Origin of the sequence: Mesorhizobium sp. M0938, assembly GCF_040319125.1 — a bacterium.
GTDB classification, from domain to species: Bacteria; Pseudomonadota; Alphaproteobacteria; order Rhizobiales; family Rhizobiaceae; genus Mesorhizobium; species Mesorhizobium robiniae.
The window spans coordinates 1-24,662 of record NZ_JAMYNS010000021.1 but is presented as its reverse complement, the minus strand read 5'-3'; the positions used below and the strand labels follow the sequence as shown (position 1 = coordinate 24,662).

The following is a 24,662-nucleotide window of genomic DNA, read 5'->3' as shown; positions in this document are numbered from 1 at the left end:
TTCAGTTATTGCGAGCTGTTTCCTGGATTTTCAAGCTTGTCAAAGAGCCGACTACGCAAAACGAATGTTCCTTGCCAGCATCGGATCGAACAGGTCTCAATTCGAATTTCGTTCCTGAGAAGTCAATGGCGCTCTGTGTGTCGAAGGCAAACTCAAGGACTGGCCCGACAGGAACAGGAACGGCTATCGGGTGGCCGATTCCTATGCCCCACAGAGAGGCGTTGATCGTGACCGGGACCTCTGTTGGCGACAGCAGGTCCACTTTGCCGCTGGCCCATTTGTTTGCAACGGAAAACAGGTTGATTGCAAAAGCAACGGAAACCCCGTCTTTGCGGACCGCGACAGTGTTGTGAGAACCGATCCTGGCCAGCATCTTTTTAAGATGTACGGCGCCTTGAACATTTGTGGTGAAGCTGCCCGTCCACCTGATAGGGCCTTCTTCATGGGGACCAAGTTGAAAATCCGTTATCTGAACACCCAGTGTTATGGATGGTCTGTCGTGGAACTCGAGAAAGTTGTTGCCGCTCGCCCAAATCTGACCGTCTATGGCGACGCTTCGCCCAGCCACAGCCAAGGGAATATTCGCGCGAATGAGCGCTAACAAGACTTCCTGCAGCTTCTCCAAATCGGCCACTGCCAAAAACTGCGGCGCTTCCGGTTTGAACGATGGGCAAATCTCGACCGCTGAACTTACCCGGCCGTTTCCAGTCTCTGTTTCAGCGGGACGAGCGTGCGCGGCAAGGTGTGAGGCGGCCCCCAAAAGGCCTACGAGCACTGTCGCCTGGAACAGTCGCATCGGATCACCCTCCGTTGTCGATGGACGCAAGCGCCAAAATGACAGCGCCGTCCCCTACAATTTGAGCATCGCCGACTGCAGCCTTGAGGGAAACAGGCTTCATTGAGAAACCGAACGTAACGCCTGATCCGCCGATTCTCTTCGAGAAGTTCGGAATTGTCGCACTGACGTCCTGGGACAACTCGAATGTCGGGTCGAAGGAGATGACGCCATCAGCTGCAAAGACAAGGCCGGCGGCTGAAATGATGCGGGAAACCAATCGTGGGATAGGCGTATCGAAACCTTCAGCACCGATGCGCAACTTATCAATATCGAGAAAGGCTATACCGAGTTTGGCCTCTCGATCTCCCTTTGTGATCTCAACCTGCGCGGAGAATGTCCCTTGGATGCTGGGAACGACCGACAACTCGCTCTCCAAGACAAACGAGCCTTCAATTTCAGGAAAACCACTGGATGGCAAGAATTTCAGTCGATGAATCTGCAATACGGACCGAAGGGGTGCGACCCGGAAACTGGTTGCGAATTCGGAAGCGGCGCTGTTGATGGTATCGATAGGCATGACGACCGAAACGTGTTTCGCAACAGCGGATTCCAAAAAGTTCTGATGGAGTTCAAAGCTTCTGCTGTTTGCTGATTGCTCCTTGAAGAAAAGGAAAGCGCTGCTTGCAAAGGATATGGCAAGCACAGCGCCGACCAGAAGGACGGCGGCCGCCCAAGCTATTCTCAGCGTTCGCATTGCTTGCTCCAACGGTTGCTGATCAACACATCTCGCTTCTATTTACATGCAAACATAGGCATATGCGGGATGTCCCGGAGCACACATCGCAGGACAAATATTGATCTGGACCATTTGGTTTGCGCAACGGGGTTCAGGTGCAGTTGAAGCGGGTGTTGGCCCCCAGCACCCGCAAACCTGCATTCCAAAGCCTGGCGGGAACCCTGCTCCGGCAGCCGCCGGGGTCGGCACTATGGCAAGCGGCACGAGTGCGCCCGTAATCGGCCCTTGAGTCGTGTCGCACCAACAGGGAGTTCCAACCGGAGCGGAACCATTGACTTGGCAAGGACCTATCCAGGTATGGCAGACATTGGAGCTTCCGCTCGCCGAAAAATTGGCGACCGGACGGTTGACCATGAACTCGGTCGTTTGTCCTGTCGAAGAAAACTCGTTGGAGTTGCGAATGGCTGCCCATGCCAAATATCTTGTCTCGGCTTCGTAAGCTTCACGCTCGACGCTTTCGTGGCTCCTGAGATAGCGGATGGCGAAGTCATGCAAGCCCCATTGCTGATACTGCCCAACGTGCGTCAGTTCATGAACCCAAAGAGTTGGATTGTAGAGGGCGTCATTTTGGTCCTTGAAGACGATCACGTAATCCAGCGTAATCGCCTGCGCCTCGCCATATCGAATTGAGTTCACCTGGAGCGTAAGATCGCCGCCGCCCTGAACTCTAAATCTTGCCGCATCGAGGATGCGGTCCGGGATAAATCCGACCAAATTGTTCCGGATCTCGGGAGGTACTGGCTCCACCCCATTGTTCAAAGCGTCGTCTCTTGAGCGGGCAATCAATTCCTGCAGGATGGGCGCACCGGACTGGACAAGGGTTTCATTGACGAGTTGCGACGTTCCCTCCTCTATGGCTTTGTATGGAGGGATTGCCTCCTTTATTTCGCGATGCGCGTCATCGAGCCTGGTTCCGACGCCCGGGGCGATCGTGTTGACCAAATCGCCAATCAACCCGCCAGCCGTCGCTGTTGAAACAAAGCAGGCCATTGCCGTGAAAAGGACTGCCTTTCCTATCGCGGAATAGCCCAAAGGCATGATCTGGCTCCTTCGCGACATTGATGGAATTCTCGTCGACATGGCGTCCTCCTTGCCAAAAATTGGCGTACGCCCGATCGAGAACATCATAAAAGGGAATGGTTGCCGTCTGCATGACCCAATTGGGTAATGGCTACTGTGCTCCTACCCGAAGCCTGGAGAGCAGAGCCATCAGATCAGACTGGCGATGGGTTTCGGTCTTCGCAAAGACAGCTTTCAGCTGGTTTCTGGCTGTCTCATACGTGATGCAGAGGTGCTCGGCTACGGCGAGCAGGCAATCTCCCCCAGCCAACATCCCCGCCAGTTTGGCCTCGGCCCGGGTCAGCCCGAAACAGGACATCAAAACCGTCTCCGTGGGCCGCGACCGAATGTCGGGGTCGACGAAGACCGCGGCGGCCTGGCAGGGCGAAAGGGAATTGTGCGTGACCTTCGGCAGCCGCAGCAGGTAAGCCAGCAGCGGACGTCCTCCGGCGTGCGGTCTCGGCAGCTGGACGGGCGGCATCATTGCGGCCGAGCCGGGAGTTCGGAGCAACTCGTTCAGGCTCCTGTCGAATGTATCGGTGGCATTCCTGCTCCCGGAAACAAGCCGCCCGGATACAATCCTGAGGTCCTGGTCTAGCAGCGCCTCGGCCGGTCCGTTGATCCCGACAACGGCACCGTCGCGCCCCAACATCGCAGCCGGCGTCCCGGTCGCCATGAAGGCGTCGCACGCCGCCTCGAACCGGGCATAGCCGATCGCACAGGCAAAGGCGGCCGCAGTTCCCAATCGCTGCGATAAATCCGCCAGTTCAATGACTTCCCGGCGATTGAATGGTCCCTGCCGGCTCGTTCTTTGGATCGAGAGGCACCAAAGGTCATCTCCTGCAGCCACCTTCACCCCGGCAAACCACCGCAAACCAAATGGGGCGAGGAATTCCTGATAATATGGATGGCGTGCCATTTCGGCTTCCGAGACGATGTCGAGATCGACACCGGCACCCCGCTGGTGAAGGACGGGAGCTATTCGGTAGCGGATGTCCCTGTCGATCCAACCGCCTCTCACGTACTCATCAAACGAGGGCTCTAACGTGCGGCCGCGCGGGATGCCGGGCAAATGATTGTTCACGTCAAAAAGGATCGCACCGTAGCTCCGAGTAGCCTGCGAGACGGCCTCCATTGCCGATCCCCAGAGTCCCGGGTCAAGTGCAGCTTCGGCAAACGCCGAGCTGATCGAGTTCAAATCGAACGCAGCGCCCATATCCCCACTCTTCCCAGGGTCGAACGATGGATCGATGCATTAGAACACAACTCAGGGCAGATTTCGAATCATGCAATAGGAGGGGCCGGGGCCTGCAAAGCAACCAAGACCTGGAGAGGCCTTCGATCGCCCGGCCGCCTATGGGCCGAATGCGGACTGGCTGCTTTCAGCATTGCCTAAGAGCAGACATCCAGAGCCCGTGCCGCCGGGCTATCATAGATCTGGAAATAACCAAGTGGCGCGATACGATTTGGCGGTACTCAACGAGCGCATTCAGGGCTTTGCAAGTTCCGACCGTCCGTGCCCCAAGCGGCCAGCCATGTCGACTGACCTTCTGCAAGGCAGGCGTCTCTGCCCGCGCGTCACCTTGGTCTTGCCCGAAATGCATCCCAAGCTGGCTTCATGCTGAAGTTCTCCACCGTGGTTCTAGCCCTTCTCCTCATCCTTTCCGTCACTGCGCACGGTGCGGATGGCCTGGAGCAGCGGCTTGAAAAGCTCTTCGACGAGGCCGAGCGCCTGGCGCCGCTGCGCACGGTTGCCGTCGCGCATGAGGGCGCGGTGGTGGCGGAGCGTGGCTATCGCGGCCACTCTCCGGCACGTCCTGCCAACGTAAAATCGGCCTCCAAGTCGATCATCTCCGCGCTCGTCGGCATCGCCATCGACAAGGGCGTGCTCCAAGGCACTGACCAAAAGATCGCTCCGCTTCTTCAAGCCGACCTGCCCGCCGACGTGGATCCGCGGCTGCAGGAGGTTACGATCGGTCATCTGCTTTCCATGCAGGCAGGGCTGGGTCGGACCTCCGGCCCAAACTACGGGCGCTGGGTGGCAAGCGACAACTGGGTGCGGGCAGCGCTCGCCATGCCCTTCGACGGCGAACCGGGCGGTACCATGCTCTATTCCACCGGCTCAACCCATCTCCTTTCGGCGATCCTGACGCGCCGGACCGGCCGCTCAACCCTGGAACTGGCGCGCGAATGGCTGGGGCCGCAGGAGGGCTTTTCAATCGCCGCCTGGGACCGGGACCCACAGGGCATCTATCTCGGCGGCAACCAGATGGCCATGAGCCCGCGCTCGCTGCTCGCCTTTGGCGAGCTCTACCGCAACGGCGGGATGAGCCGCGGCGGACGGCAACTCGTGCCGGCCGATTGGATCAAGCTCTCCTGGCAGCCACGCACCGCCTCCCGTTTCACCGGTGACGGTTATGGCTATGGTTGGTTCATCCGGCAGATCGCAGGCGAAGCGGTCTTCTACGGGTGGGGGTATGGCGGGCAGATGGTCTATGTTGTGCCCGGGCGCGCGCTGACCGTGGTCATGACTTCCGATGAAAATGGCCCCGCCGGCCGCAGCGGCCACCGCGACGATCTCCATGCCCTGCTCGAGCGGATCATTGAGGCGACGAAAGACGTGCGCGAGGCTCGCAGCAACTAATATCTCTGCATAGGGGATTTGAAGGTATCTCGTTTTCGCTGGAGCGGTTGGCTCGCAGGTACATTTCCAGCCAGGAATAGCCGCTCGCTGTGCGGCTGCCTTTCCTGCATTCATTGGACCCACCAATGCGGCAACGTCGCCAGAAATCGGGAACTTGTGTCTCGGGCATTTGTTCTAGTCATGCCGCTGAGGTGGCGGGAATTTCGAACGCTGTGAGCTCCAGCTGCCCAAGCGCGATGAACTCGATGACAAAAGACGGCAATGGCCCCGCTCGTGACGCAGCGCTTCGGGGTGTCTTGCTCGAGCGTCGCCTACTGGCGAACCGTAGCCGAGCGAGCAGTCTACGCTGGTTATGGGTGCTCGCCGTCATCATCGCGGGGTTGCTTCCCACGCTTTGGTTCATCACGGCGGCGACCCCTCGGTTTGCCCCTAACGATCGAACATTGATGGGAGGCGACGTGGCTCGTGGGCGGCTCGTCTTTGCTGCGGCAGGGTGCGGTTCCTGCCATGCGAGGCCAGGCCAACCCGATCCGCTCGATCTCGGTGGAGGCCTAGCACTGGCATCCCCTTTCGGAACCTTCCGCGTTCCCAACATCTCACCTGACCCCATCGACGGAATCGGATCATGGTCAGCCGCCGATCTTGCAAATGCGCTGATCTCCGGCGTCTCGCCGGCCGGTGAACATTATTATCCCGCGTTCCCCTATCCCAATTACACGGGTATGCGCATCGAGGACGTTGGGGATCTCTACGCCAATTGCGAACGCTGCCGGCCGTTTCGGGGCGGCCGCCGCCGCACGACCTGCCTCTGCCGTTTCGGATCCGCCGTCTTCTTGGCCTCTGGAAAGTGCTGTTCTTCGACGAGGGCGGATCAGAGGCACGCCTGAACGGCGATCCCCTTCATGATCGGGGCGCCTATCTCGTCGAGGTGCTTGGGCATTGTGACGACTGCCATTCGATGCGCAACATCCTTGGGGCAATCAAGCCGTCGACGCGGTTCGCGGGAGGTCCCGATCCAGAGGGTACCGGATTTGCACCGAACATCACGCCGAGCCGTATCGGCCACTGGTCCGAGACCGAGATAGCAGAAATTCTGACGAGCGGGAGAACGCCGGAACGCCGGCGCTTGGGATCGTCGATGGCCGATGTCGTCTCCAATATCGCTCAACTGCCGCAAAGCGACCGCGTGGCGATCGCGCGCTACATCAAATCGCTGCCGGCACGGCCGACGCCGCATCCCTGACTCAGCGTGCGTAGAGATAGGCCGCAAGATCCCTCGCCTCTGCTTGCGAAATACCGGTTGCGGGCATCGCCGACCGCGGTGAAAGGCGCTGCGGGGAAACAATCCATTGGACGAGATTGTCCGGGGTGTTGTTGACGACCCCGCCGACATAGACCTGCTGCCGCAGATCGACAAGCGGGCCGCCGACCTTGCCGTCCGCGCCTGAAATGCCGGGGATGACGTGGCACCCTCCACATCCATACCTGCGGAAAATCGCCGGGGCCCGTGACGGATCCCCGCCGGTCATTGCCATCGCCACCGCGCGACGCTGCTCCCGGTCTTTGATGAGGTTGGCTCCGATCCCGACCGACAGCAACACCAGCAGGGCGCTCGCCAGAACAAGACGGAAGTCAGGGCGAAGGGAAACGACTGGCATCGAGACCTCCCTTGCCCGAATTCGCGATCCACAGCGCAAGCATCGTCAGCGCCGCTCCGGCATAGATGATGCCGCCGGGCACCCACATCACGATGCCTGCCAATTGCTGATCTTCGAGCGGCGTAAGGCCCCAGTCATCGGCGGCTCGCGTCTGCGCCACATAGATGGCGCGCGGTGCAAGCGCGATCAGGGCGCCGAGAATGCTGGTATGCAACATGGTGAGGAAGAGGTGCCACGAGGCAAAGCCGCGGTCGCTTCGCCAGACCATTACCCACCAGAAGAGGATCGCCGTGATGAAGAAGCTCAGATGCTGTAGGCGGTGAAGCGTTATGTCGCTCACCGTTGCGTCGAGCAGGACTGGCGCATGCCAGACCCATATGGCGACGCCGTGCAGGATGGTTGCGCCGGGTCCTGTCCCCAAGGCGTTCCAGGTCTTTCCTACAACAGCCGTTTTCATGGCGCTACGGACCAGATGCCGGATCGACCGCGGCAGGCCCCAGAGCAGCACGCCGATTGGTCGCGCGAGCACAAAAAGCGGCGCCGAAACCGCCATGACGAGCTCATGCTCGATCATATGGAAGGTGAACAGGTGCTCGCCTAGATAGTGCAGAGGCGATACCAAGGCAGCTGCCAGCACGATCCACCCCAACCAATAGGCGGCTGCGGATCTGATCAGGGACTGACGACTGTTCGACCGCTGCGCCAGCCTGAACGAACCGGCTGCGTAGAGAGCGCCGGCCAGGGCGATCGGAACGACGATCCACGGATCGAAAGTCCAGACGAATGCCGAGCCATGCGCGTCCCCGTTATGCGCCGCCACTTGGCTGACGCTCATCAGAAGCAGCATGATGGCAGTCAGCGTTCGCATGCACTCAGCAGCAGCGTAGCTGCCCCCTGCAGGACAAGCGCAAAGGCGAAGGCAAGGCCGAGGAATACATTCAGCCTGCTGATGAAGAGCTTCGTTCTAGAGGCTGTCGAAACGCCACCGTTGCGCGCGACGAGCACGCCCGTCAGCGCCAGAACGGTAGCGGCGAATGCCGCGCCAGCCGTCCAGCCTGTGCTGCTGGCACAGTCCAGATGGGGAAGCATTTGGCCGAGTTGGGTGTTGATCGCCCATGCGCCCGGCGCCAAAAATCCTATATACCTCGCCGCTCCGATACTCATAGACGTGGCACCCAGTAGATGCAGGCATACAAAGGAAGCCACGCAATGACGACAAAGTTCCAATAGAGCGCGTTGTCTTCGACATCACCATATCGACGAACGTTGTCGCCGTGCCGAGAAAACATCAGGCACGTCAACACCAGCGTGTCGATAAGATCCGTGATGATATGGACGGTGTGAAGGCCAAGTATTGTCCATACAATCGAGCCGTAGGCGCTGTCATCCCAGCTCACATGCTGAGCCGGAAATTCGAAGATGCGCAACGCGAGTGGCGCTATGCCGCACAGCGCCATCACGATGAGGCCGATGCGAACCCTTCGCAGTTTTCTCTGCTGCGCCCAACGGGATACGAGGACGTTCGGCACGACGCTCGCCAGGAGCAGAACTGTCAGACATGTTCCGGCAAACAGATCGGGCGGTGGCGCATCGGGCGGCCAGTGCGGCGCCAGGCTCATCAGGTAAAAATAGACGGCTATGGCGAGGCCGAAGGCGGATCCCTCGATGAGCATGAAGGTGCATGTGCCCCACCAGGCGGGACTTGCCGTTCCCATGCCGTGCAGCGGCAGTTTCGAGACGTCCAGGACCGGCCGTTCCTTCACGACTCATCCTCCGCAATGCCCTTCGGCCAGAACCATCCGATCAGGGCGATCGCGATCGGGATGGAGCCCCAGACGATGGCCCAGGGCGAAAACATCGACCAGATCAGCATGATCGACGTGGCTATGGCCGCCCAGAATGGCCAGACGGAATCCCGCGGCGACGACTCGCGCGCTTCTGGCAGGGCTTCGACGATGCTGCTGATCAAAAGTTCGCGACGATCGGTGCGCAGGCCGGACGCCACCGGCAGTTCATCAGATCCACACCAAAGAGGATCGCGCGCATCGACGACCGGAATGCGCCGGAAATTATAGGACGGAGGCGGCGAATTCATTGCCCATTCAAGGGACGATGCGTTCCATGGATTTTGCCCGGCCGGCGGGCCGGCCGACCAACCGCGGACGACGTCGATGAAGAAGACGAGAAAGCCTGAGGACAGGATGACCGCGCTGAGGCTGATGAACAGATTAAGCCCGCCCCAGGGCATCTCCGGCTGATAGGTGTAGATGCGGCGCGGCATGCCCTGCAGCCCGAGAATGTGCATCGGGAAAAAGGTAAGGTGGAAGCCGGCGAAGATCAGGCAGAATGCCCACCGCCCGAGCCGCTCGCTCATCATCCGGCCGGTCATCTTGGGAAACCAGTAGTAGATGCCGGCGATCAAAGGAAAGATCGCGCCGCCGATCAGCACGTAATGGAAGTGCGCGACGACGAAATAGGTGTCGTGGACCTGAGCGTCAAACGGCACCGACGCCACCATAACGCCGGTCAGGCCACCGATCACGAATGTGACGATGAAGCCGATCACGAAGAGCAGGGGCGTCTTGAATACCGGACGCCCCGCCCAGAGCGTTGCCAGCCAGCAGAAGATCTGGACGCCCGCGGGTATCGCGATCGCCATGCTCGATGCGGTGAAAAAGCTTTCACCGAGCCTGGGCAGGCCGACCACGAACATGTGATGCACCCACAGCCCGAACGCCAACACTCCGGTCGCGATCAGCGCCATCACCAGCGGTAGATAGCCGAAAATCGGACGCTGCACGAATGTCGGCAGGATCGCTGAAACCATGCCGACCGCCGGCAGAAAGATGATGTAGACCTCCGGATGGCCGAAGAACCAGAACAGGTGCTGCCAGAGCAGCACATCGCCACCTTCGGCAGGATTGTAGAATTGCGTTCCGACAAGCCGGTCCATGATCAGGGTCGAACTCTCGAACATGATGGCCGGCATCGCCATGATAACGACGAACGCCATGACGAGCATGGACCAGACCAGCAGCGGTATTCGATCGAGCGACATGCCCGGCGCGCGCTGCTTCAAAACGGTTACGACAATTTCCACCGCGACCGCGAGCGCCGACAATTCGGTGAAAGTGATCATCTGCGCCCAGATGTCAGCGCGCTTGCCCGAGCCATATTCAGGCCCCGAGAGAGGCACGTATGCGAACCAACCGACGTCCGGCGCCGTGTCGAGCGCAAAGGAGATCCAGAGCAGCAGTCCGCCGGCCAGGAATATCCAATAGGAAAAGGCGTTCAGTCTCGGGAAGGCTATGTTTCGGGTGCCGACCATCAGCGGCACGAGATAGACCGCCATGGCCTCCATCACCGGCACGGCGAACAGGAACATCATGTTCGACCCGTGCATGGTGAAGATCTGGTTGTAGCGATCCGCGTCGATAAAGCGTGCCTCCGGCTGCGCCAGCTGGATGCGCATCGCGAGCGCGAGCATGCCGCCGAGGATAAGGAACACGAATGCGGTCACGATGTAGCGCCGCGCGATCACCTTGTGGTCAACAGCAGCGATTGCACCCCAAAAGCCCGTTCGTCGGGCCCATGTCCGATCGAGCCGACGGTCGAGTTCGACATCGTCCAGATCGACGTCGGTCGCTGCCGACGATCTCTGCTCGATCGTCATTTCAGGCTGCCCATATAGGCGGAGATCTGCCGCAATTCGTCAGCCGAGAGCGGCACTATCGGCATGTTGTTCCCGGGCTTGAGCGTCTGCGGGTCGGCGATCCAGGCTGCAAGCGAGCCGCGGGTGTTCTCTAGCAGCCCGGCGGCGATAGTGCTGCGGCTTCCCATATGGGTCAGATCCGGACCGGTGATTCCGGATGCCTCGGTCCCGCGGATCGTGTGGCAGGCCGCACATTGTCTCGCCATGAACGCGGCTTTGCCGGCGGCCGTTTCCGGCTCGCGCGGCTCCAGCCCTTCTTTCCGCTGTGCTGATGCCCATTGCCGGTAGCTCTCCTCATCTTCCGCGATGACAAAAAGAGCCATATGGCTGTGCTGAAGCCCGCAGAACTCGGCGCATTGACCGCGATAGACGCCTGGCCGCTCCGCCCGAAATGTCAGGACATTCGCTCGTCCCGGTATAAGATCCTGCTTTCCCGCAAGGCTCGGCACCCAAAAGGAGTGGATGACGTCGCTGCTTTCGAGCAGCACACGCACGTCTTTCCCGACCGGAATATGGAGTTCGTTGGCAGTCTGGAAGGACCGCGCTGGATCGGCGTCTTCGTAAATGAACCGCCACCACCATTGCTGGGCGCGGACACGGATCGTCAGGCTGGTATCCCGCGCCGGATCGAGGCCACGCGTCGTGTAAAAGCTGGCGATCGTCAAGCCGCTGATGATGAGCGCCGTCGCCGCGACCGCTCCGGATACGGCTATCGTCATGCGTCGATCCAAGCTTCCATCGTCCATCGCTTGCCGATCACGGCGGCGGACGAGCGACCAGACGAGCACGAGCATGACGACGATCCACACGGCGAAACAGGTCGCCACGACGAAGACGATCAGGCCTTTGAGGAGGATGGCATTATCCCCGTGCGCGTCGAGAGCCGACTGAACGCCGCCGCATCCTGAAAGCAAAAGCAGGAGCGAGAGGGAAACCGCGGCTCTTTTCAAAGCGACGGCCCCTGCTCTGGATGGACCGGAGCCGGATCCTGCTCGAAGAGGATCGCAGCCGGGGCACGGTTCTCGGCGGGCCGCGTCTGCCGCTCGTCGTTGCGGCTGGGCGCGGTCAGCTTGGCGGAATAGGCCTCGACGGCTTTGATGTAGCCGGCAAGCTGCCAAATTTCAGCGATTGTCATCCTGTCGCGGAACGCCGGCATGCCGTGCGGGCGCCCATCACGAATGGAAGCCGCAATCGAGACCATCGATGGCCCGTAAAGCCACCACCCATCCAGAAACGATGGCCCGGCCCCACCTTCTCCGTCACCATGACAGGATGCGCAGCCGAACCAGGAATAGAGGCGCTTGCCCTGGTTAAGGTCGTAAGCCGTCCTCTCATAGGGTTGGCCCAGCGCAAAATAGACTTCCGGAGGAGCGCCCGCTATGCCGTTCGGCATCAGGCGCAGCCCCTCAAGTGCCGCCGATACGGGGGGATCGACGCGGTATTGTCGCGGCTGCCGCAGCAAACCCACGGTGGCCGTCACCACGAGCGCAACGACAAAGAGGCCGACCATCGCAAGCAGGCTGGATGATTTGCCCGAAAAAATTGGGCCTAAGGCAACAGTTGGGCCTGGGACAGTTGACGACATCGCGGACCTCTCATCCGGCGATCCTCAATTGATCGGCATGTGGCTCGGCCGGCTGAGACATACCGGCTGAAGCTCGGAGGATGGGGTTTCCGCCCCGATCTCCGGCGGGATCGCCGCTGGCAAGACCGATGTCCGGCGTTCTTTCCTGATCCCCCTGTCATTGGGTTCGGCCCGCAAAGCTGCGTGGGAAATCAAACCACCAAGGAGCCGCTTAGTTCCAATATTATTCGGACTTTCCTATCCTTCTACCCCGCAATGGACGGCGATCGCTGACCACAGCTTCGCGCATTGTCGCAAAGCGGCGGCTCCAGTGGGACCGTTGCCGTAGGGCCGGCGCAGCCATCCGATCCCGGCCTGGCCGAAGGCCGGCAGGCCGGAAAGCCCTCCGAAATGAAGCGGCTCAGCCTGGCTGGTATCGCTGCCTTGCCGTCGTCAGCCGTTCGCTCAAAGCGTAGACGAGATTTTCGATGTCGGCTGTCCAGGACGACAGGCCAGCCTCTTTCACGCGGTTCTCGACATCGCTGTATTTGCCGATGCGGGCTTCTAGGAAGGAGCGCATACGCTGGTGAAACTGGCCGACGGTGAGCTGTCTTCCGTTGGCCTTGAATATCGCGGTATTGAAGCGCGCTGCCTTGGGGAAGAGTTTGCTGGCTTTGACATTTGGCTTCTCATCGGCATTCGACAGGAGCGTTGCTGCCCCGTTCGTGCCAAGGAAATGGGGGAGGTAGAGATCCCTTTCGTCCATGACCTTCTCAAGACGGGCCTCGATAGTTTCCTTGGCCGCAAGAAGGTTCTTGGCCGCAAACGCTGCCGACAGATAGGGATCGCGCCTGATCTCTAGGATGCGCTGTTCTTCGGCCTTGTCCTCGACGAAATGGTGTTCGCGCTTGCCATCGGGGCGGGTCCGGATCAGTTCCGCTTCTTCGCCCAGGCCGAATTCTGCGCCGTGGTTCTTCACGGCCTCGAGCCATGTCTGGTCGAGGAATTGCATAAGACCAAGTGCCGACCCTTTAGGCGGGCGAATGTCGACGTCAAAAGAGGATTCCTTCTCGGCGATCGCGAAAAGCGTATCGGCGGGAAATTGGGTGTCCTTGGCTGCACGGAGGATTTCGCTGGCGACGTGCTGCGACACCTTGTACGTGCCGAACTCGTGCACCGACATACCGGTGACGATCTGTTCGGCGCCTTCGGAAAGAATGGAGACGGTGCTTTTCAGGGCCTCGGCCAGCGTGCGTTCTCCCTCGCGTCCGGAGGTCGGCGTGGTGCCTAGATCGAACTCGGGGGCGGATGAGAGGAAATCCAGAAAAGGAGACGGAATGGCAGTGGCAACCGCGAACTCGGTCACTCCGTTGGCCATAACTCCCGAATAGAGCGGCCAAGGCACGATCGCCACTGTCGCCGCCAAGCCAAGCCCCGCGACCATTTTCGACAAAGGTCGTCTGCCCGAAAGGAGAACGCCTCCGCAAGCCAAGAATTCACGTGTGCTCTGGAGTGACGCCAGGTCCCCCTCCGTTCCTTGTCTAGCTGTCCAGACGCCTTCGGACAGATCTACTTCCAACGCTGCGCCGTCAACGTCGAAAAAGACAAGAAGAACGGTCGGTGTACCCTTGAGGTAATCACGGATCGTGGCGGCACAATGGCCGTAGTGCGGCGAAACAAGTCGCGACGTACAATGAGATGATTTTTATCGAGCCTCGCATAATCGATGCGTTGCTTGTGAAACCCACCGGTTGCGAGCAGAAAATTCCCTGGTGAGTCTGCCTATGGTTCAAACCCAATCAGCGCGTTTTGGCGGTAGAAGCCGGCGAAACCATCCATACTGAAAATAGCCACAAGTATAGCCATGCGGCCGCTACCTTGTTGCTGCGCGCAGCGGGATGGTCGCCAATGGCCGACTGGAGCGACGACAAAGGCCTGTTCGGCGCCCTCCTGTGCGAGGCCAGACCGGAGCTGTCCGCTCCATGACGGGCTAGCAGTCGCCTATCATCAATTCCGGCTCCTCGGCGCAAATCGCGGCGAGAAAATCGATGAACTGCCGCACTCGGGAGGGCATGCGCCGTCCGGCAGCGGTAACTGCGTTGATCGGGAAGGGCGGCGGCGCATGCTGGTCCAAAATTCGTACGACCTCGCCGGAGGCCAGCACATCCGTGAACAACCAACTCGCGTGATGGGCGATGCCGAGGCCCGCGAGGACCGCGCCGCGGACATGCTCGGCGTCATTTGTGCGGAACGCTCCCCCACCGTCGACCGTGACCTGCCGGCCGTCTACGTGGAAGCCCCACCCAATGATATCGCCCTGGTAGACATAGCTGATACGCTGGTGGTTGCGCAGTTCGTCTAACGTTTGCGGCGTGCCGTGTTGGGCAAAATAGTCGGCGGAGGCCAGGGTTATCATCCGCATATCGCCGATGCGCCGGGCGACGAGTGCCGAATCCGAAAGCCGACCGATACGGATCGCGACGTCTATTCCCTCCTCGATAAGGTCAACGTGCCGCCCGGAGACTTCCATCTCGATCGCGACGTCAGGGAAATGGTTCCTAAAATCCGCCAGCCGGGGAATAACGAACATCCTCCCGAAGGCTGGCGAGAGGGTCACGCGAACCAGCCCCGAGGGCGCCGACTGCCCTTCAAGGACTCTCTCTTCGACGAAGTCGAGATCTTGAAGGATACGGACGGTGGCCTCGTAATAGTCCTGTCCTGCGGGGGTGACGGCAAGGGCACGCGAATTTCTCACGAGGAGCTGCGTCCCGAGCCGCGCTTCAAGCGCAGCGAGCTGTTTGCTGACGGTCGGCTGGCTGACATTGAGGTCCCGCGCTGCCTGTGAAAAGCTTCCGCTTTCGACGACGCGCACGAACATCCGCATCGCGTCCAACTTATCCACCACATCCATTCCTCAGTAGAACAGGAGACATAACCGTTTCCGATCTTACCCGATTGCTTAACTGACGTAGATTCGCGATCGAACGGACGCCTTTATGGCCGACCGTAGAATTCTGACACCCGACGCAAATCATCCCCTCGGAGAGTCCGGGCTGAACAGCGTCTGGACCTATGAGACACCCTTCGAAGCGGTTGGCGACATCGCCGGCTATCTCGCTTTTATCCCGACCGGGTGTCGATCGAACTTGCTGGCTAGGCGACGACCCACCAAGCGCACAATACATCAATAATTCCAAAGCAGAATAGATAGTATTCTGAAGGCGCCAATATCATTCGAAGTAGGAATGTGAGAATCGGCATTCGGCCGCCCGTTCACGGGCCCGGAACCGAAAGGAACAGCTATGACAATCAAGATCTATGGTGATGCGGGCTCAGGCAGCTTGCGTCGCGTGACCACCGCCGCGAAGATCATGGGCATCAAGTTAGAACGCGTGAACGTCGATCTGTTTAAGGGCGAAAGCCAGACCGACGAGTTCAAATCGCGCTTCAATCCACACGGCCTGACGCCGGTTCTGGAAGATGGCGATTTCATTCTTTATGAGGCCGCCGCGATCAATCTTTATCTGGCTAACAAGATAAACTCGCCGCTGGTCGGAACCACGGAAAAAGATCGCTTTCAGGTCCTTCAGTGGATGTTCTGGTCAGGCGAGCAATGGCGCATCTTCGCAACCACCCTCTTCGATGAGCGGGTCGGGAAGACGGTCATGGGCCTACCGAAGAACGAACCCCTCATCGCGTTCGCCGAGGGTAAGATTCGCGCCGCAGCAAAGGTGCTCGACCAGCATCTTGAAGGCCGCAAGTTCATGGTTGGCCAAGCTCTGACGCTTGCTGATATCGATATTGGGGGGCCCTTCTCCCAGATCGATCGTTCAAAGCCTCCCTTCCGGGAGTATCCGAACCTCATGGCCTGGCACGACAATCTTCTCCAGTCGTTCCCAGCGTGGGCGGAGACGAAGGCTGAGGTTGACAACCGTATGGAAAGCTTCCTGGCGAGCATCGGCGTGAAACTGTAGTTCTGGCCCTCCTGTCTGGCCAGCGGGCGTATGAGATGGCGCGCGCTGGCCGCAATCGCGACCATCTTGTCAGTGGCGCGGTGGGCGGCTTATCGCCTACTCCGCCGCCACCCCTTTCACTTCCAGATAGCTTTCCATCGAATCGTCCATCGCCTGCAGCCAGGGCGTATGGTGCAACGGCGCCATCGTGCCGGTCATCAGCGAACGGTAGGCATTGTCGCGGAATGTCATGATGTTCTCCATCTTGTGGTGCTCCCACTCCATGAAGGTCTGATTGACAGCCTCGACATCGAAGCCGGGATAGTCGGTCTGCTCCATGAGCTCCTTGGTGTAGTCGCCCTGGAACCAGATCATCTGCTCGGCGTCTTCCAGCGTTTCCTCACGCGCCCGCCATTTCGCGCCGTGCTCCGCCATCACTTCTGCCGAAGGCAGTTTTATGCGGCCCATGATGACGTCGCGGGCGAACCAGGCCTGGGCGTCGAACATGTTGAAGGTGTAGAACTGGTCCTGCATGCCGATATAGGACAGCTGCGGGTTCTTCTCCCAGACGACGCCCTCATAGAGCCCGTCCGGCCACATGCGGTTGGCGGTCTTGAGCTTCAGATCCTCGGTGAGGAACGGGAAGGAATGGAGGTAGCCGGTGCACAGGATGATGGCGTCGACATCCCTGGTGCTGCCGTCCTTGAAATGCGCGGTCTTGCCGACGACCTTCTGCAGCAGCGGCACTTCCTGCCAATTGTCAGGCCATTTGAAGCCCATCGGCTTCGAACGGTAGCTGGAGGTGATCGATTTGGCGCCGTATTTGTAGCATTGCGAGCCGATATCCTCGGCCGAATAGGAGCGGCCGATGATGAGGATGTCCTTGTCCTTGAATTCCATGGCGTCGCGGAAATCGTGGCTGTGCAGGATGCGGCCATTGAAGGTCGAAAAGCCTTCGAAATAAGGCACGTTGGGCACGGAGAAATGCCCTGAGGCGACGACGACGTTGTCGAACTCTTCCGAATAGGTGACGTCGTTGGTGCGGTCATGCGCGGTGACGGTGAACTTCTTTGTCTCGTCCGAAAACGTCACCATGCGCACCGGGCTGTTGAAGCGCACCCATTTGCGCACGCCGGATTTTTCGACGCGGCCCTTGATGTAGTCCCACAGCACCGCACGCGGCGGATAGGAGCCGATCGGGCGGCCGAAATGTTCCTCGAACGTATAATCGGCGAATTCGAGGCATTCCTTCGGTCCGTTCGACCAGAGGTAGCGGTACATCGAACCATGCACCGGGTCGCCATGCTCGTCGAGGCCGGTGCGCCAGGTGTAATTCCACAGGCCGCCCCAGTCGGACTGCTTTTCGAAGCAGACGATTTCCGGGATGTCCGCGCCCTTGTCGGCCGCCGCCTTGAAGGCTCGAAGCTGGGCCATGCCGGAAGGTCCGGCTCCAATGATGGCAACACGACTTTTCATTGCGGGCCTCCCGTTCTCATTTCCCCAGCGAAACAAATTTCACTGACAGGACAGTAATTGCCCCTTCGATGCTGTCAACAGGCCTTTGCCTGAAACCACGCTTCACCAGATCGGATTTTCAGCAAAACTGCTGGCGGCGAAAATCCGGCGCGCACGAGGTTCGACATGAAGCGGCTTGCTGCCGCAGTTGCGCTTAGGTATCCGCAGCGAATATGTTCACCGTGAGTGAAATAAATCCTGAGAACCCCGGGGGTGGCGACATGGCGAAGAAAGCTTCGAACATTAGGAATGGGACAGCTCCCGCCAAGACCAAGCCATTGCCGAAGGGCGCGGCAACGATCCGGGCGCCACTGACCCAGAACCCGCACGCCGTTCGCGACATCCGTGAAAAAGTCCTGGAGGTCGCGATCGGCCGCGAGGTGCGGGCGTTCCGCAAGAAGCTTGGCATCACCGTCGCCGATCTTGCGACTGCCACCGACATTTCGCTGGGCATGCTGTCGAAGATCGAAAACGGCATCACCTCGCCGTCGCTGACGACGCTGCAGGCGCTGTCACGAGCGCTCGGCGTTCCGGTCACCGCCTTCTTTCGCCGCTTCGAGGAGGAACGCAGCGCCGTCTTCGTCAAAGCAGGCGAAGGGCTCGATGTCGAGCGCCGAGGCACGCGCGCCGGCCACCAGTATAATCTGCTCGGCCATATCGGATCGAACACCAGCGGCGTTGTCGTCGAGCCCTATCTCATCACGCTGACCGAGGATTCCGATGTGTTTCCGACCTTCCAGCATGAGGGCATGGAGTTCCTCTACATGCTGGAAGGCGAGGTCGTTTATCGGCATGGCAGCCATCTCTACCCGATGAAGCCGGGTGACAGCCTGTTCTTCGACGCCGATGCACCGCACGGACCGGAAGTGCTGACGGTTCTGCCGATGCGCTATCTCTCGATCATCTGCTATCCGCAGAGTAGTGCGGGGTGAGGCCCTTCGTGTCCCAAAACCGGGGCCACTTCTGGGCGACATGCGCTAGCGCCTGCGGCGCCCGGTTGATGAGGCAAGATACCCAAGCGCAAGCGTCATGGCGGCGACCGCGATCCCGGTGCAGATCACGCCTGCCGGCGTTATCCTGGCACTGCCTTGCAAGGTAATGTGCTTCCCCACTCGCAGATCGAAAACTGATTTGATTTCTTCAGGATGCGGGGGCGAAGGCTCTTCTTGAACAACTGGCATCTTTAGAACTCCGGTTCAAATCTGCCATCGCTCCACAATGATCGGCGCGAGCAACGCTTTGCCCGGTGAGAGGCATCGCAAACACTATAGATTAAACTCAATCCGGCCCAAACCCTGGGCTCGTCGGGCTGCCGTCGTCCAGTTTCGACAGCCATTCGAGCAGCGTCGGGCGATAGCGGGTCAGGCCCTTGTAGGTGGCGAGTTCCTCGGGAAGATCGCGGATGACGCGGTGCAGGCGCCGCGCCCATTTCGGCTGCGTCACCAGCTCGTCCATCTTGATCAGGTAGCAGCGGATCGGAAACACGATGCCGTTCGAGCGGGGCAGCCGCCAGAAGCTCTGCAGCTCGACGCGCAGATGGACCTTCTCGCCAACGTTTTCTGATGTCACCGTCGTCCGGTCCGGTCCCCATTTGTGATAGTTTTCCGGGCTGGTGTCGAGGCGCGGATTGATGGTCATCGTCCAGTTCAGCCGGCGCGCCGGCTTGCCTTGCTGGATGTTGGTGAGGAACTTCAGCGCCCGGACGAATATGCCCTTCTCATGCGCCAGCGGCACCGGCGCGTGCCATTCGAAGAAGTTCATGCCGATGTCGAAATCGAGCGACCAGTCGGCCTGAGTGGTGACCATGCCGGCGTCCATCCACAGATTGCCGTCGCGCTGGTCGAGGATGCAGAAATCGCCCTGGCTCTGGCGCGTGATGTATTCCATCGGTCCATAGGGCAGCGTCGACACGTCGCCGAAGGTGAAGCTGTCGTCAATGCCGAGCGGCCGGTTTATCCAGCGCCATTTGTCGCCGTCGCGCGTCAGCGTGAAGTGCTCGGGATAACCCAGCGCCTGCTGTTCCATCAGGAGTTCGAGCAGATCCCAGCCGGCCAGCGTCATGTGCGGCAACGACTGGCAGCGCAGTGGGTCTTCCGCCAGCACCAGCGCGCGGTCCTGCATCTCGGCGACATAGTGCTCGTCGACGTCGATCAGGTTTTCGAGTACGCTGCCCTTCGGCCCCACAACATGCGGCTCGATGTTGACCGCATACATGTAGCTGTCTTCGTGGAACGGAAACGGGAACCGCCTGATGTGCTCCGGGCTGTTCCTGAAGGTAAAATCGTTACGGAACGTTTCGTTACGAAAGGTAATGCCCAAGCTCGCCTCCTACCTCTCCAACACCAGCGACCTGCCCTCGAAGCGCGACACGCAGGGCATGATCTTCTTGCCGCAACGGTGCTCTTCCTCGCTCAGCCAATGGTCGTTGTGGATGAATTTGCCGTCATGCGAGATGACGTTGGTTTCGCACTGGCCGCAGACGCCGCCGCGGCAAAGATAGGGCGGATCGACGCCGGCGGCCTCAATCGCTTCAAGCAGGCTCTGCTGCTCGCCGACACGGAGCGTCTTGCCGCTGACCGCCAGCGTCACCTCGAACGGCGCGCCGGGTTGGGGGGCCGCGAAATGCTCGAAATGGACGGTTTCCGTCGGCCAGCCGAGCGCGGCGGCACGGTCGCGCACCCAGCCGATCATGCCGGACGGGCCGCAGACATAGAGATGCGTGCCGAGCGGCTGCGACGACAGCAGCCGGTCGAGCTCGATGCGCTCGTCGCGGTCGTCGTGGTAGAGCCTTACCCGGCGGTCGTAACGCTCTCTGAGCACATCGGCATAGGTGCCGAGCGAGGCGGTGCGGCAAGTGTAATGCAGCTCGAAATTGCCGCCTTCCGCCGCCAGCTGCGCGGTCTGCGCCATGAACGGCGTGATGCCGATGCCGCCGGCCAGCATCAGGTGTTTTTTGGCGCGCAGATCGAGCGAGAACAGATTGACCGGATAGCTGATCACCATCTCCATGCCGGGCCTGACATGCCTGTGCATGAACAGCGAGCCGCCGCGGCCGACATCGTCGCGGCGCACCGAGATCGTATATTCGCGGGTGTCGAGCGGCGAACCCATTAGCGAATAGGGGTTAAGCCTAGTGCGCTCGCCGTCGCGCATCTCCACCACAACATGAGCGCCGCCGGAAAATGTCGGCAACAGCTGCCCGTCGCGCCGGCGGAAATGGAAGCGCGTCACCAATTCGTTGACCGGTACGACGTCGCTCACCACGACGTCAAGCTTAGTGGTGCCGGTGCTCATCGAAAGATCTCCTCCACCGGAGGAATTTCGCTGCGATCTTCAGCATTGATGCAGACGCCCTGGAAGGCCGCAATCCGCCTGGAATAATGATCGCGTACCAGAAGAAGCAGGCCACAATGCGAACAGGTCGCCGGCTGCGTCGTCACGTTCTCGGTGATGCCCTTGCAATGAACGCACTGCATGCGGCGCGCCAGCGAGCCGCGATGCTCGGTCTGGATCGACGTGTGATCGATGCCGGCCTCGAGTGCCGCCTGCATGGCCTGGCCGATCAGTCCCTCGGTGCCGGCGAGATAGAGGCGCAGGCCCATATGCGCGTTGGCCAGGGTCTGCTTCAGCCGCGGCAAGGCGCTGGCGAAGGAAGGTCCCTGGTAGAGCTGCGCCGGGTTCAGTGCCTCGAGCACAGCGACATGCTTACCGTCATGGTCGGGGCTAGGGCCGGGGATGAAGATGATATGGGCATCGGCAAAGAAGCCGGCGGGCGCCTTGGCGGCTAGCTCCGTTATCGCCAGCGCACCCTCTGCATCCGCCACGAAAAGATGGTGCTTGCCGGGCTGCGGGGACAGGGTTCCGTAGACCGGCCGGCTGATGATGCTTTTGGCTGCCATCCTCTCAGTATGCCTCAGCCTTTCGCCGTGCGCTTGGTCTTCTTGGGATCGTCGAACGGAAGTGGCTCAGCGGTCGCGCTGATGGCGCCGCTCTTGTTGCGGATCTCGAGCCTGGTGCCCTGGACGGCGCAGTCGACGTCGAGCCGGGCAATGCCCATCGATTTCTTGACCAGTGGCGAATACATGGCGCAGGTCACCACACCGACCTTTTTGCCGTCGCGATAGACTGGTGCGCCCTCGTCGGCCGGCTCCTTGCCTTCGAGCAGCACGCCGAAAATCTTGAAGCGTTCCTTGCCCTTGAGGCGGTAATGCTCCTCGGCGCCGCGAAAGCCTGTCTTGCCGGGGCTGACGGTAAAGTCGAGACCAAGTTCCCACAGCGTATCGCCGGGGCCTTCGTTCTCGAACGGATATTTCTGCGAATTATCGTAGGGGTAGAACAGGAGATAGCTCTCGACGCGCAGCATATCGAGCGTGGTGAACCGGCACGGAATGATGCCGGAACTCTTGCCCTCGTCGAGGATGGTGTCCCAGATCGTGCCGGCGTCCTGGCCACGGCAAAAGATCTCGTAGCCGCGTTCGCCGGTGTAGCCGGTGCGCGAGATCATCACCGGAAAACCGAACAGCCGGGTTTGCATGTGATGGAAATAGGCGAGGTCGCGAATGCCCGGCACATGCTTTGCCAGATAGTCGACAGCTATCGGCCCCTGCAGCGAAAGGTCATGTAGATTGTCGTCGAAGCGCAGCGAGACATCGCGGCCCATCGCGGCCCGCTGCAGTTCCTCATGGCCGGTGCCCGAACCATGCACAACCATCCAGGCATTCGGGCCGGTACGGTAGAGGATGCAGTCGTCGGTGAATTTTCCCGCCTCGTTGAGCATGCAGGCATAGGCCGACTTGCCGGGATATATTTTCTCGACGTCGCGCGTCGTCGCCAGGTCGATCAGATGCGAGGCATGCGGCCCGGTGATGTGGACCTTCTTCAGGCCCGACACGTCCATCAGCCCGGCCTTGGTGCGGATGGCGATGTATTCCTCGTCGGCGTCCTTGTCGTAGGTCCAGGCGGTGCCCATCCCGCTCCAGTCTTCGAGCTTCGAACCGAGCGCGCGATGGCGGTCCGCCAAGGTCGAAAATCTCCAGGATGCCGTCATGGACTTGCTTCTCCTCAACACGATTGCCGACGTTTCGCCACTGCGGGGCACTGCGGTGCCATGTGACGGTCCGCGCATATTGACTCAAAACTCCAAAAGCGCGCAATACTAAGATGCAAAAAGTTTTACTGAGAGGCAAAGAACGCAACTGAACGGAGGGGACATGAAATGGAAGGGAATCTCAACGCGTTAACGACCATTTTCACGGAATTCTATTACTGGGTGACCATCGTCATGATGTTCCTCATCCATGTCGGGTTCTGCATGTACGAGGTCGGCGTCTCGCGTCGGCGCAACCATCTGAAAACGCTCATGAAGAACGCGATGGCGATCCCGCTCGTCACGATCACCTTCTATTTTTTCGGCTGGTGGATCTATTTCGGCTTCCCCAACGGACCGGGCATCGTCCCGGGCGGGCTTGTCACGGCACCTTTCGCTGAAGCGTGGAATCCGCTGATGGGCACTCATCTGTCCGGCGTCAATCCAGGCGAGACAGGGGTCACGCCGACCGATGCGGCGCTGTGGCATCGCCTCAACGGCGTGTTCTGGGGCGCCTTCCTGCTGTTTTCCATCACGACGGCGTCGATCATCTCGGGTTCGATCATCGAGCGCGCGCGCTCTGGCGCATTCTGGATCGTCGCGGTGCTGGTCGGCTCGGTCCTGTGGATCCTCGACGCATCGTGGGGCTGGCATCCGCAAGGCTGGATGGTGAAGCTCTGGGGCTATCATGATGCCTATGCGTCGGGGGTCGTGCACGCAATCGCAGGCGGAGCGGCGCTCGCCTTCCTCATCGTGCTCGGACCGCGCATCGGTAAATTCAGGCCGGACGGCACGCCGCGCGACATTCCGCCCCACAATGTGTGGCTGGTTACGATCGGCCTATTCCTGATCTTCACCGGCTTCTGGGGCTTCTATGCCGCTTGCAACATTCCGCTGATCAGCCCGGCCACGATTGCTGGCCAGATCACCGGTGAGACCTGGACGGCGACCAACATCTATCTCGCGCCGACCACGCTCTCTGCGATCACCTTCAATTTCCTGATGTCGCTGTCTGGCGGTATGTTGGCCGGCTACATCGTCTCGAAAGGTGACCCGTTCTGGACATTCTCCATGGGGCTCTGCGGCGTAATTGCAACCTCGGCCGGCAACGACCTCTACCACCCGATCCAGGCGATGCTTATCGGCGCGATCGTCCCTAGCATCTGCTACAAGCTGCACTACTTCGTCGAGCGTCGCTTCAAGATCGACGATGCGGTAGGCGCCGTCGCCGTGCATGGTTATGGCGGGTTCCTCGGGGTCGTCGTGGCGGGCTTCATGCTGTGGGGACAGCCGTCCTCACCCTATGAGGGCTTCGCGCACATCAACCCGCTCGGCAATTTCGCTGGCGCGGTGCTGATGTTCGTGCTCGGCTTCGTCCCCACCTTTGTCGTCTGCAAGATCCTCAACAGCATGAACCTCCTGCGCGTACCGGCGAAGGTCGAACTCGAGGGCGTCGACTTTGCCCTCAACCATGCGTTCGAGGCGTCGGTGCGCGAAGTGGGAGCCGCCGAAAAGGCCATGATGAAATAGTCAAAGGACAAGGAGAATTCGCAATGTCGACCAATGGAATGGAAAGCTGGGCCGTCGATCTCAAGGACGTCGGCGCGATCTACCCGTTTCAGGGCTCCGAGGTCGTGATGGTCATCATCGGCCTCGTCTTCTGGATCGGGTGGCACGTCCTCCAGACGCGCCACGAGAACGCTGAAATCGAAGCCGATATGGCTGCGGATCGCACCGGAGAGGAAACCAGAAAGGCGATCGACCGCCATTAAGCCACCATCGGGGGGGGGGGGGGGGGGGGGGTGGGGAGCGCCCCCGAAAAAAAAATAAAAAAAAAAAAAATAAATGTAGTATAAAATAAAAAAAAATATTTAACAAAAAAAAAAAAAAGAAGAAT

24 protein-coding genes and 1 pseudogene are annotated in these 24,662 nt (G+C 60.1%); 7 read left to right on the top strand and 18 right to left on the bottom strand.

Going from position 1 to position 24,662, the window contains the following annotated elements:
- Nucleotide 1 precedes the first annotated feature (1 nt).
- The 4 genes from NKH73_RS27945 to NKH73_RS27930 all read right to left on the bottom strand — a co-directional run bounded on the left by NKH73_RS27945 (nucleotide 2) and on the right by NKH73_RS27930 (nucleotide 3,849).
- Entirely contained in the window at nucleotides 2-796 is a 795-nt protein-coding gene (locus NKH73_RS27945) for a hypothetical protein (RefSeq protein WP_352937741.1), read from the bottom strand.
- A 4-nt stretch (nucleotides 797-800) separates the two neighbouring features.
- Nucleotides 801-1,532, bottom strand: coding sequence for a hypothetical protein (locus NKH73_RS27940; protein ID WP_352937739.1), 732 nt, complete (start codon nucleotides 1,530-1,532; stop codon nucleotides 801-803).
- 42 nt (nucleotides 1,533-1,574) lie between these two features.
- Nucleotides 1,575-2,612, bottom strand: a complete 1,038-nt coding sequence (locus NKH73_RS27935; protein WP_352937737.1) for an eCIS core domain-containing protein — start codon at nucleotides 2,610-2,612, stop codon at nucleotides 1,575-1,577.
- Between the two features lie 133 nt (nucleotides 2,613-2,745).
- A complete protein-coding gene (locus NKH73_RS27930) occupies nucleotides 2,746-3,849 on the bottom strand; it encodes a helix-turn-helix transcriptional regulator (protein ID WP_352937736.1) in 1,104 nt (367 codons plus the stop codon).
- 402 nt (nucleotides 3,850-4,251) lie between these two features.
- On the opposite strand from NKH73_RS27930, the gene NKH73_RS27925 reads away from it, so the two are divergent.
- On the top strand, nucleotides 4,252-5,277 hold the full coding sequence (locus tag NKH73_RS27925) for a serine hydrolase domain-containing protein (RefSeq protein ID WP_352937735.1): 1,026 nt from the start codon (nucleotides 4,252-4,254) through the stop codon (nucleotides 5,275-5,277).
- Between the two features lie 356 nt (nucleotides 5,278-5,633).
- Nucleotides 5,634-6,520, top strand: a pseudogene (locus NKH73_RS27920) (c-type cytochrome).
- Nucleotide 6,521: 1 nt separating this feature from the next.
- Here the strand turns inward: NKH73_RS27920 and NKH73_RS27915 are convergent.
- The 8 genes from NKH73_RS27915 to NKH73_RS27880 form a co-directional block, all read right to left on the bottom strand.
- Nucleotides 6,522-6,935: a c-type cytochrome gene (locus NKH73_RS27915; RefSeq protein WP_352937734.1), complete on the bottom strand. Its 414-nt coding sequence runs from the start codon at nucleotides 6,933-6,935 to the stop codon at nucleotides 6,522-6,524.
- Nucleotides 6,910-7,803 (bottom strand): cytochrome c oxidase assembly protein, encoded by an 894-nt coding sequence (locus NKH73_RS27910; protein ID WP_352937733.1) that lies wholly within the window; start codon nucleotides 7,801-7,803, stop codon nucleotides 6,910-6,912. The genes NKH73_RS27915 and NKH73_RS27910 overlap by 26 nt, the downstream gene beginning before the upstream one ends.
- On the bottom strand, nucleotides 7,791-8,066 hold the full coding sequence (locus NKH73_RS27905) for a hypothetical protein (protein ID WP_352937732.1): 276 nt from the start codon (nucleotides 8,064-8,066) through the stop codon (nucleotides 7,791-7,793). Before NKH73_RS27905 ends, NKH73_RS27910 begins: the two co-directional genes overlap by 13 nt.
- A 29-nt stretch (nucleotides 8,067-8,095) precedes the next feature.
- A complete protein-coding gene (locus NKH73_RS27900) occupies nucleotides 8,096-8,698 on the bottom strand; it encodes a cytochrome c oxidase subunit 3 (RefSeq protein ID WP_352937731.1) in 603 nt (200 codons plus the stop codon).
- Nucleotides 8,695-10,608 (bottom strand): cytochrome c oxidase subunit I, encoded by a 1,914-nt coding sequence (ctaD, locus tag NKH73_RS27895; protein ID WP_352937729.1) that lies wholly within the window; start codon nucleotides 10,606-10,608, stop codon nucleotides 8,695-8,697. Before ctaD ends, NKH73_RS27900 begins: the two co-directional genes overlap by 4 nt.
- Nucleotides 10,605-11,597, bottom strand: a complete 993-nt coding sequence (coxB, locus tag NKH73_RS27890) for a cytochrome c oxidase subunit II (protein ID WP_352937727.1) — start codon at nucleotides 11,595-11,597, stop codon at nucleotides 10,605-10,607. Before coxB ends, ctaD begins: the two co-directional genes overlap by 4 nt.
- The gene (locus NKH73_RS27885) at nucleotides 11,594-12,157 is read right to left on the bottom strand and encodes a c-type cytochrome (RefSeq protein WP_352937726.1); all 564 of its coding nucleotides are present in this window, start codon (nucleotides 12,155-12,157) and stop codon (nucleotides 11,594-11,596) included. The genes coxB and NKH73_RS27885 overlap by 4 nt, the downstream gene beginning before the upstream one ends.
- Before the next feature lie 475 nt (nucleotides 12,158-12,632).
- Entirely contained in the window at nucleotides 12,633-13,655 is a 1,023-nt protein-coding gene (locus NKH73_RS27880) for a transglycosylase SLT domain-containing protein (RefSeq protein ID WP_352937828.1), read from the bottom strand.
- A 365-nt stretch (nucleotides 13,656-14,020) separates the two neighbouring features.
- Here NKH73_RS27880 and NKH73_RS27875 point away from each other — a divergent pair, with 365 nt between their 5' ends.
- Nucleotides 14,021-14,197 carry an L-histidine N(alpha)-methyltransferase gene (locus tag NKH73_RS27875; RefSeq protein ID WP_352937725.1) on the top strand — a complete coding sequence of 59 codons (177 nt, stop codon included), beginning with the start codon at nucleotides 14,021-14,023 and terminating at the stop codon, nucleotides 14,195-14,197.
- Between the two features lie 4 nt (nucleotides 14,198-14,201).
- Here the strand turns inward: NKH73_RS27875 and NKH73_RS27870 are convergent, their stop codons facing one another.
- Nucleotides 14,202-15,113 (bottom strand): LysR family transcriptional regulator, encoded by a 912-nt coding sequence (locus NKH73_RS27870; RefSeq protein ID WP_352937723.1) that lies wholly within the window; start codon nucleotides 15,111-15,113, stop codon nucleotides 14,202-14,204.
- A gap of 400 nt (nucleotides 15,114-15,513) precedes the next feature.
- On the opposite strand from NKH73_RS27870, the gene NKH73_RS27865 reads away from it, so the two are divergent.
- A complete protein-coding gene (locus NKH73_RS27865; RefSeq protein ID WP_352937722.1) occupies nucleotides 15,514-16,185 on the top strand; it encodes a glutathione S-transferase family protein in 672 nt (223 codons plus the stop codon).
- A 96-nt stretch (nucleotides 16,186-16,281) separates the two neighbouring features.
- On the opposite strand, the gene NKH73_RS27860 is transcribed toward NKH73_RS27865, so the two are convergent.
- Nucleotides 16,282-17,640: a trimethylamine monooxygenase gene (locus NKH73_RS27860; RefSeq protein WP_352937720.1), complete on the bottom strand. Its 1,359-nt coding sequence runs from the start codon at nucleotides 17,638-17,640 to the stop codon at nucleotides 16,282-16,284.
- A 260-nt stretch (nucleotides 17,641-17,900) separates the two neighbouring features.
- Between NKH73_RS27860 and NKH73_RS27855 the strand changes: the two genes are divergently transcribed.
- The gene (locus tag NKH73_RS27855) at nucleotides 17,901-18,611 is read left to right on the top strand and encodes a helix-turn-helix domain-containing protein (RefSeq protein WP_352937719.1); all 711 of its coding nucleotides are present in this window, start codon (nucleotides 17,901-17,903) and stop codon (nucleotides 18,609-18,611) included.
- Between the two features lie 346 nt (nucleotides 18,612-18,957).
- Here NKH73_RS27855 and NKH73_RS27850 read toward each other — a convergent pair whose 3' ends face one another.
- From NKH73_RS27850 to NKH73_RS27835, 4 genes are read right to left on the bottom strand one after another with little or no spacing between them, the layout of a single operon-like run.
- The gene (locus NKH73_RS27850) at nucleotides 18,958-19,998 is read right to left on the bottom strand and encodes a heme-dependent oxidative N-demethylase family protein (protein WP_352937717.1); all 1,041 of its coding nucleotides are present in this window, start codon (nucleotides 19,996-19,998) and stop codon (nucleotides 18,958-18,960) included.
- A 9-nt stretch (nucleotides 19,999-20,007) separates the two neighbouring features.
- The gene (locus NKH73_RS27845; protein WP_352937716.1) at nucleotides 20,008-20,973 is read right to left on the bottom strand and encodes a PDR/VanB family oxidoreductase; all 966 of its coding nucleotides are present in this window, start codon (nucleotides 20,971-20,973) and stop codon (nucleotides 20,008-20,010) included.
- Nucleotides 20,970-21,578: a dimethylamine monooxygenase subunit DmmA family protein gene (locus tag NKH73_RS27840; RefSeq protein ID WP_352937715.1), complete on the bottom strand. Its 609-nt coding sequence runs from the start codon at nucleotides 21,576-21,578 to the stop codon at nucleotides 20,970-20,972. The genes NKH73_RS27845 and NKH73_RS27840 overlap by 4 nt, the downstream gene beginning before the upstream one ends.
- A gap of 14 nt (nucleotides 21,579-21,592) precedes the next feature.
- On the bottom strand, nucleotides 21,593-22,726 hold the full coding sequence (locus NKH73_RS27835; RefSeq protein ID WP_352937714.1) for an aminomethyl transferase family protein: 1,134 nt from the start codon (nucleotides 22,724-22,726) through the stop codon (nucleotides 21,593-21,595).
- 168 nt (nucleotides 22,727-22,894) lie between these two features.
- On the opposite strand from NKH73_RS27835, the gene NKH73_RS27830 reads away from it, so the two are divergent.
- Both NKH73_RS27830 and NKH73_RS27825 read left to right on the top strand, forming a co-directional pair.
- A complete protein-coding gene (locus tag NKH73_RS27830) occupies nucleotides 22,895-24,295 on the top strand; it encodes an ammonium transporter (protein WP_352937712.1) in 1,401 nt (466 codons plus the stop codon).
- 23 nt (nucleotides 24,296-24,318) lie between these two features.
- Nucleotides 24,319-24,537 carry a hypothetical protein gene (locus NKH73_RS27825; protein WP_027152229.1) on the top strand — a complete coding sequence of 73 codons (219 nt, stop codon included), beginning with the start codon at nucleotides 24,319-24,321 and terminating at the stop codon, nucleotides 24,535-24,537.
- Nucleotides 24,538-24,662 lie beyond the last annotated feature (125 nt).

Excerpts from the sequence above, each read along its gene's own strand:
- NKH73_RS27865 (WP_352937722.1), top strand. The coding sequence starts at position 15,514 with ATGACAATCAAGATCTATGGTGATGCGGGCTCAGGCAGCTTGCGTCGC.
- NKH73_RS27840 (WP_352937715.1), bottom strand. The coding sequence starts at position 21,578 with ATGGCAGCCAAAAGCATCATCAGCCGGCCGGTCTACGGAACCCTGTCC.
- NKH73_RS27940 (WP_352937739.1), bottom strand. The coding sequence starts at position 1,532 with ATGCGAACGCTGAGAATAGCTTGGGCGGCCGCCGTCCTTCTGGTCGGC.
- NKH73_RS27885 (WP_352937726.1), bottom strand. The coding sequence starts at position 12,157 with ATGGTCGGCCTCTTTGTCGTTGCGCTCGTGGTGACGGCCACCGTGGGT.
- NKH73_RS27945 (WP_352937741.1), bottom strand. The coding sequence starts at position 796 with ATGCGACTGTTCCAGGCGACAGTGCTCGTAGGCCTTTTGGGGGCCGCC.
- NKH73_RS27915 (WP_352937734.1), bottom strand. The coding sequence starts at position 6,935 with ATGCCAGTCGTTTCCCTTCGCCCTGACTTCCGTCTTGTTCTGGCGAGC.
- NKH73_RS27825 (WP_027152229.1), top strand. The coding sequence starts at position 24,319 with ATGTCGACCAATGGAATGGAAAGCTGGGCCGTCGATCTCAAGGACGTC.
- NKH73_RS27935 (WP_352937737.1), bottom strand. The coding sequence starts at position 2,612 with ATGCCTTTGGGCTATTCCGCGATAGGAAAGGCAGTCCTTTTCACGGCA.
- NKH73_RS27930 (WP_352937736.1), bottom strand. The coding sequence starts at position 3,849 with ATGGGCGCTGCGTTCGATTTGAACTCGATCAGCTCGGCGTTTGCCGAA.
- NKH73_RS27910 (WP_352937733.1), bottom strand. The coding sequence starts at position 7,803 with ATGCGAACGCTGACTGCCATCATGCTGCTTCTGATGAGCGTCAGCCAA.
- NKH73_RS27880 (WP_352937828.1), bottom strand. The coding sequence starts at position 13,655 with ATGGTCGCGGGGCTTGGCTTGGCGGCGACAGTGGCGATCGTGCCTTGG.
- NKH73_RS27845 (WP_352937716.1), bottom strand. The coding sequence starts at position 20,973 with ATGAGCACCGGCACCACTAAGCTTGACGTCGTGGTGAGCGACGTCGTA.
- NKH73_RS27860 (WP_352937720.1), bottom strand. The coding sequence starts at position 17,640 with ATGAAAAGTCGTGTTGCCATCATTGGAGCCGGACCTTCCGGCATGGCC.
- NKH73_RS27855 (WP_352937719.1), top strand. The coding sequence starts at position 17,901 with ATGGCGAAGAAAGCTTCGAACATTAGGAATGGGACAGCTCCCGCCAAG.
- NKH73_RS27835 (WP_352937714.1), bottom strand. The coding sequence starts at position 22,726 with ATGACGGCATCCTGGAGATTTTCGACCTTGGCGGACCGCCATCGCGCG.
- NKH73_RS27830 (WP_352937712.1), top strand. The coding sequence starts at position 22,895 with ATGGAAGGGAATCTCAACGCGTTAACGACCATTTTCACGGAATTCTAT.
- NKH73_RS27925 (WP_352937735.1), top strand. The coding sequence starts at position 4,252 with ATGCTGAAGTTCTCCACCGTGGTTCTAGCCCTTCTCCTCATCCTTTCC.
- ctaD (WP_352937729.1), bottom strand. The coding sequence starts at position 10,608 with ATGACGATCGAGCAGAGATCGTCGGCAGCGACCGACGTCGATCTGGAC.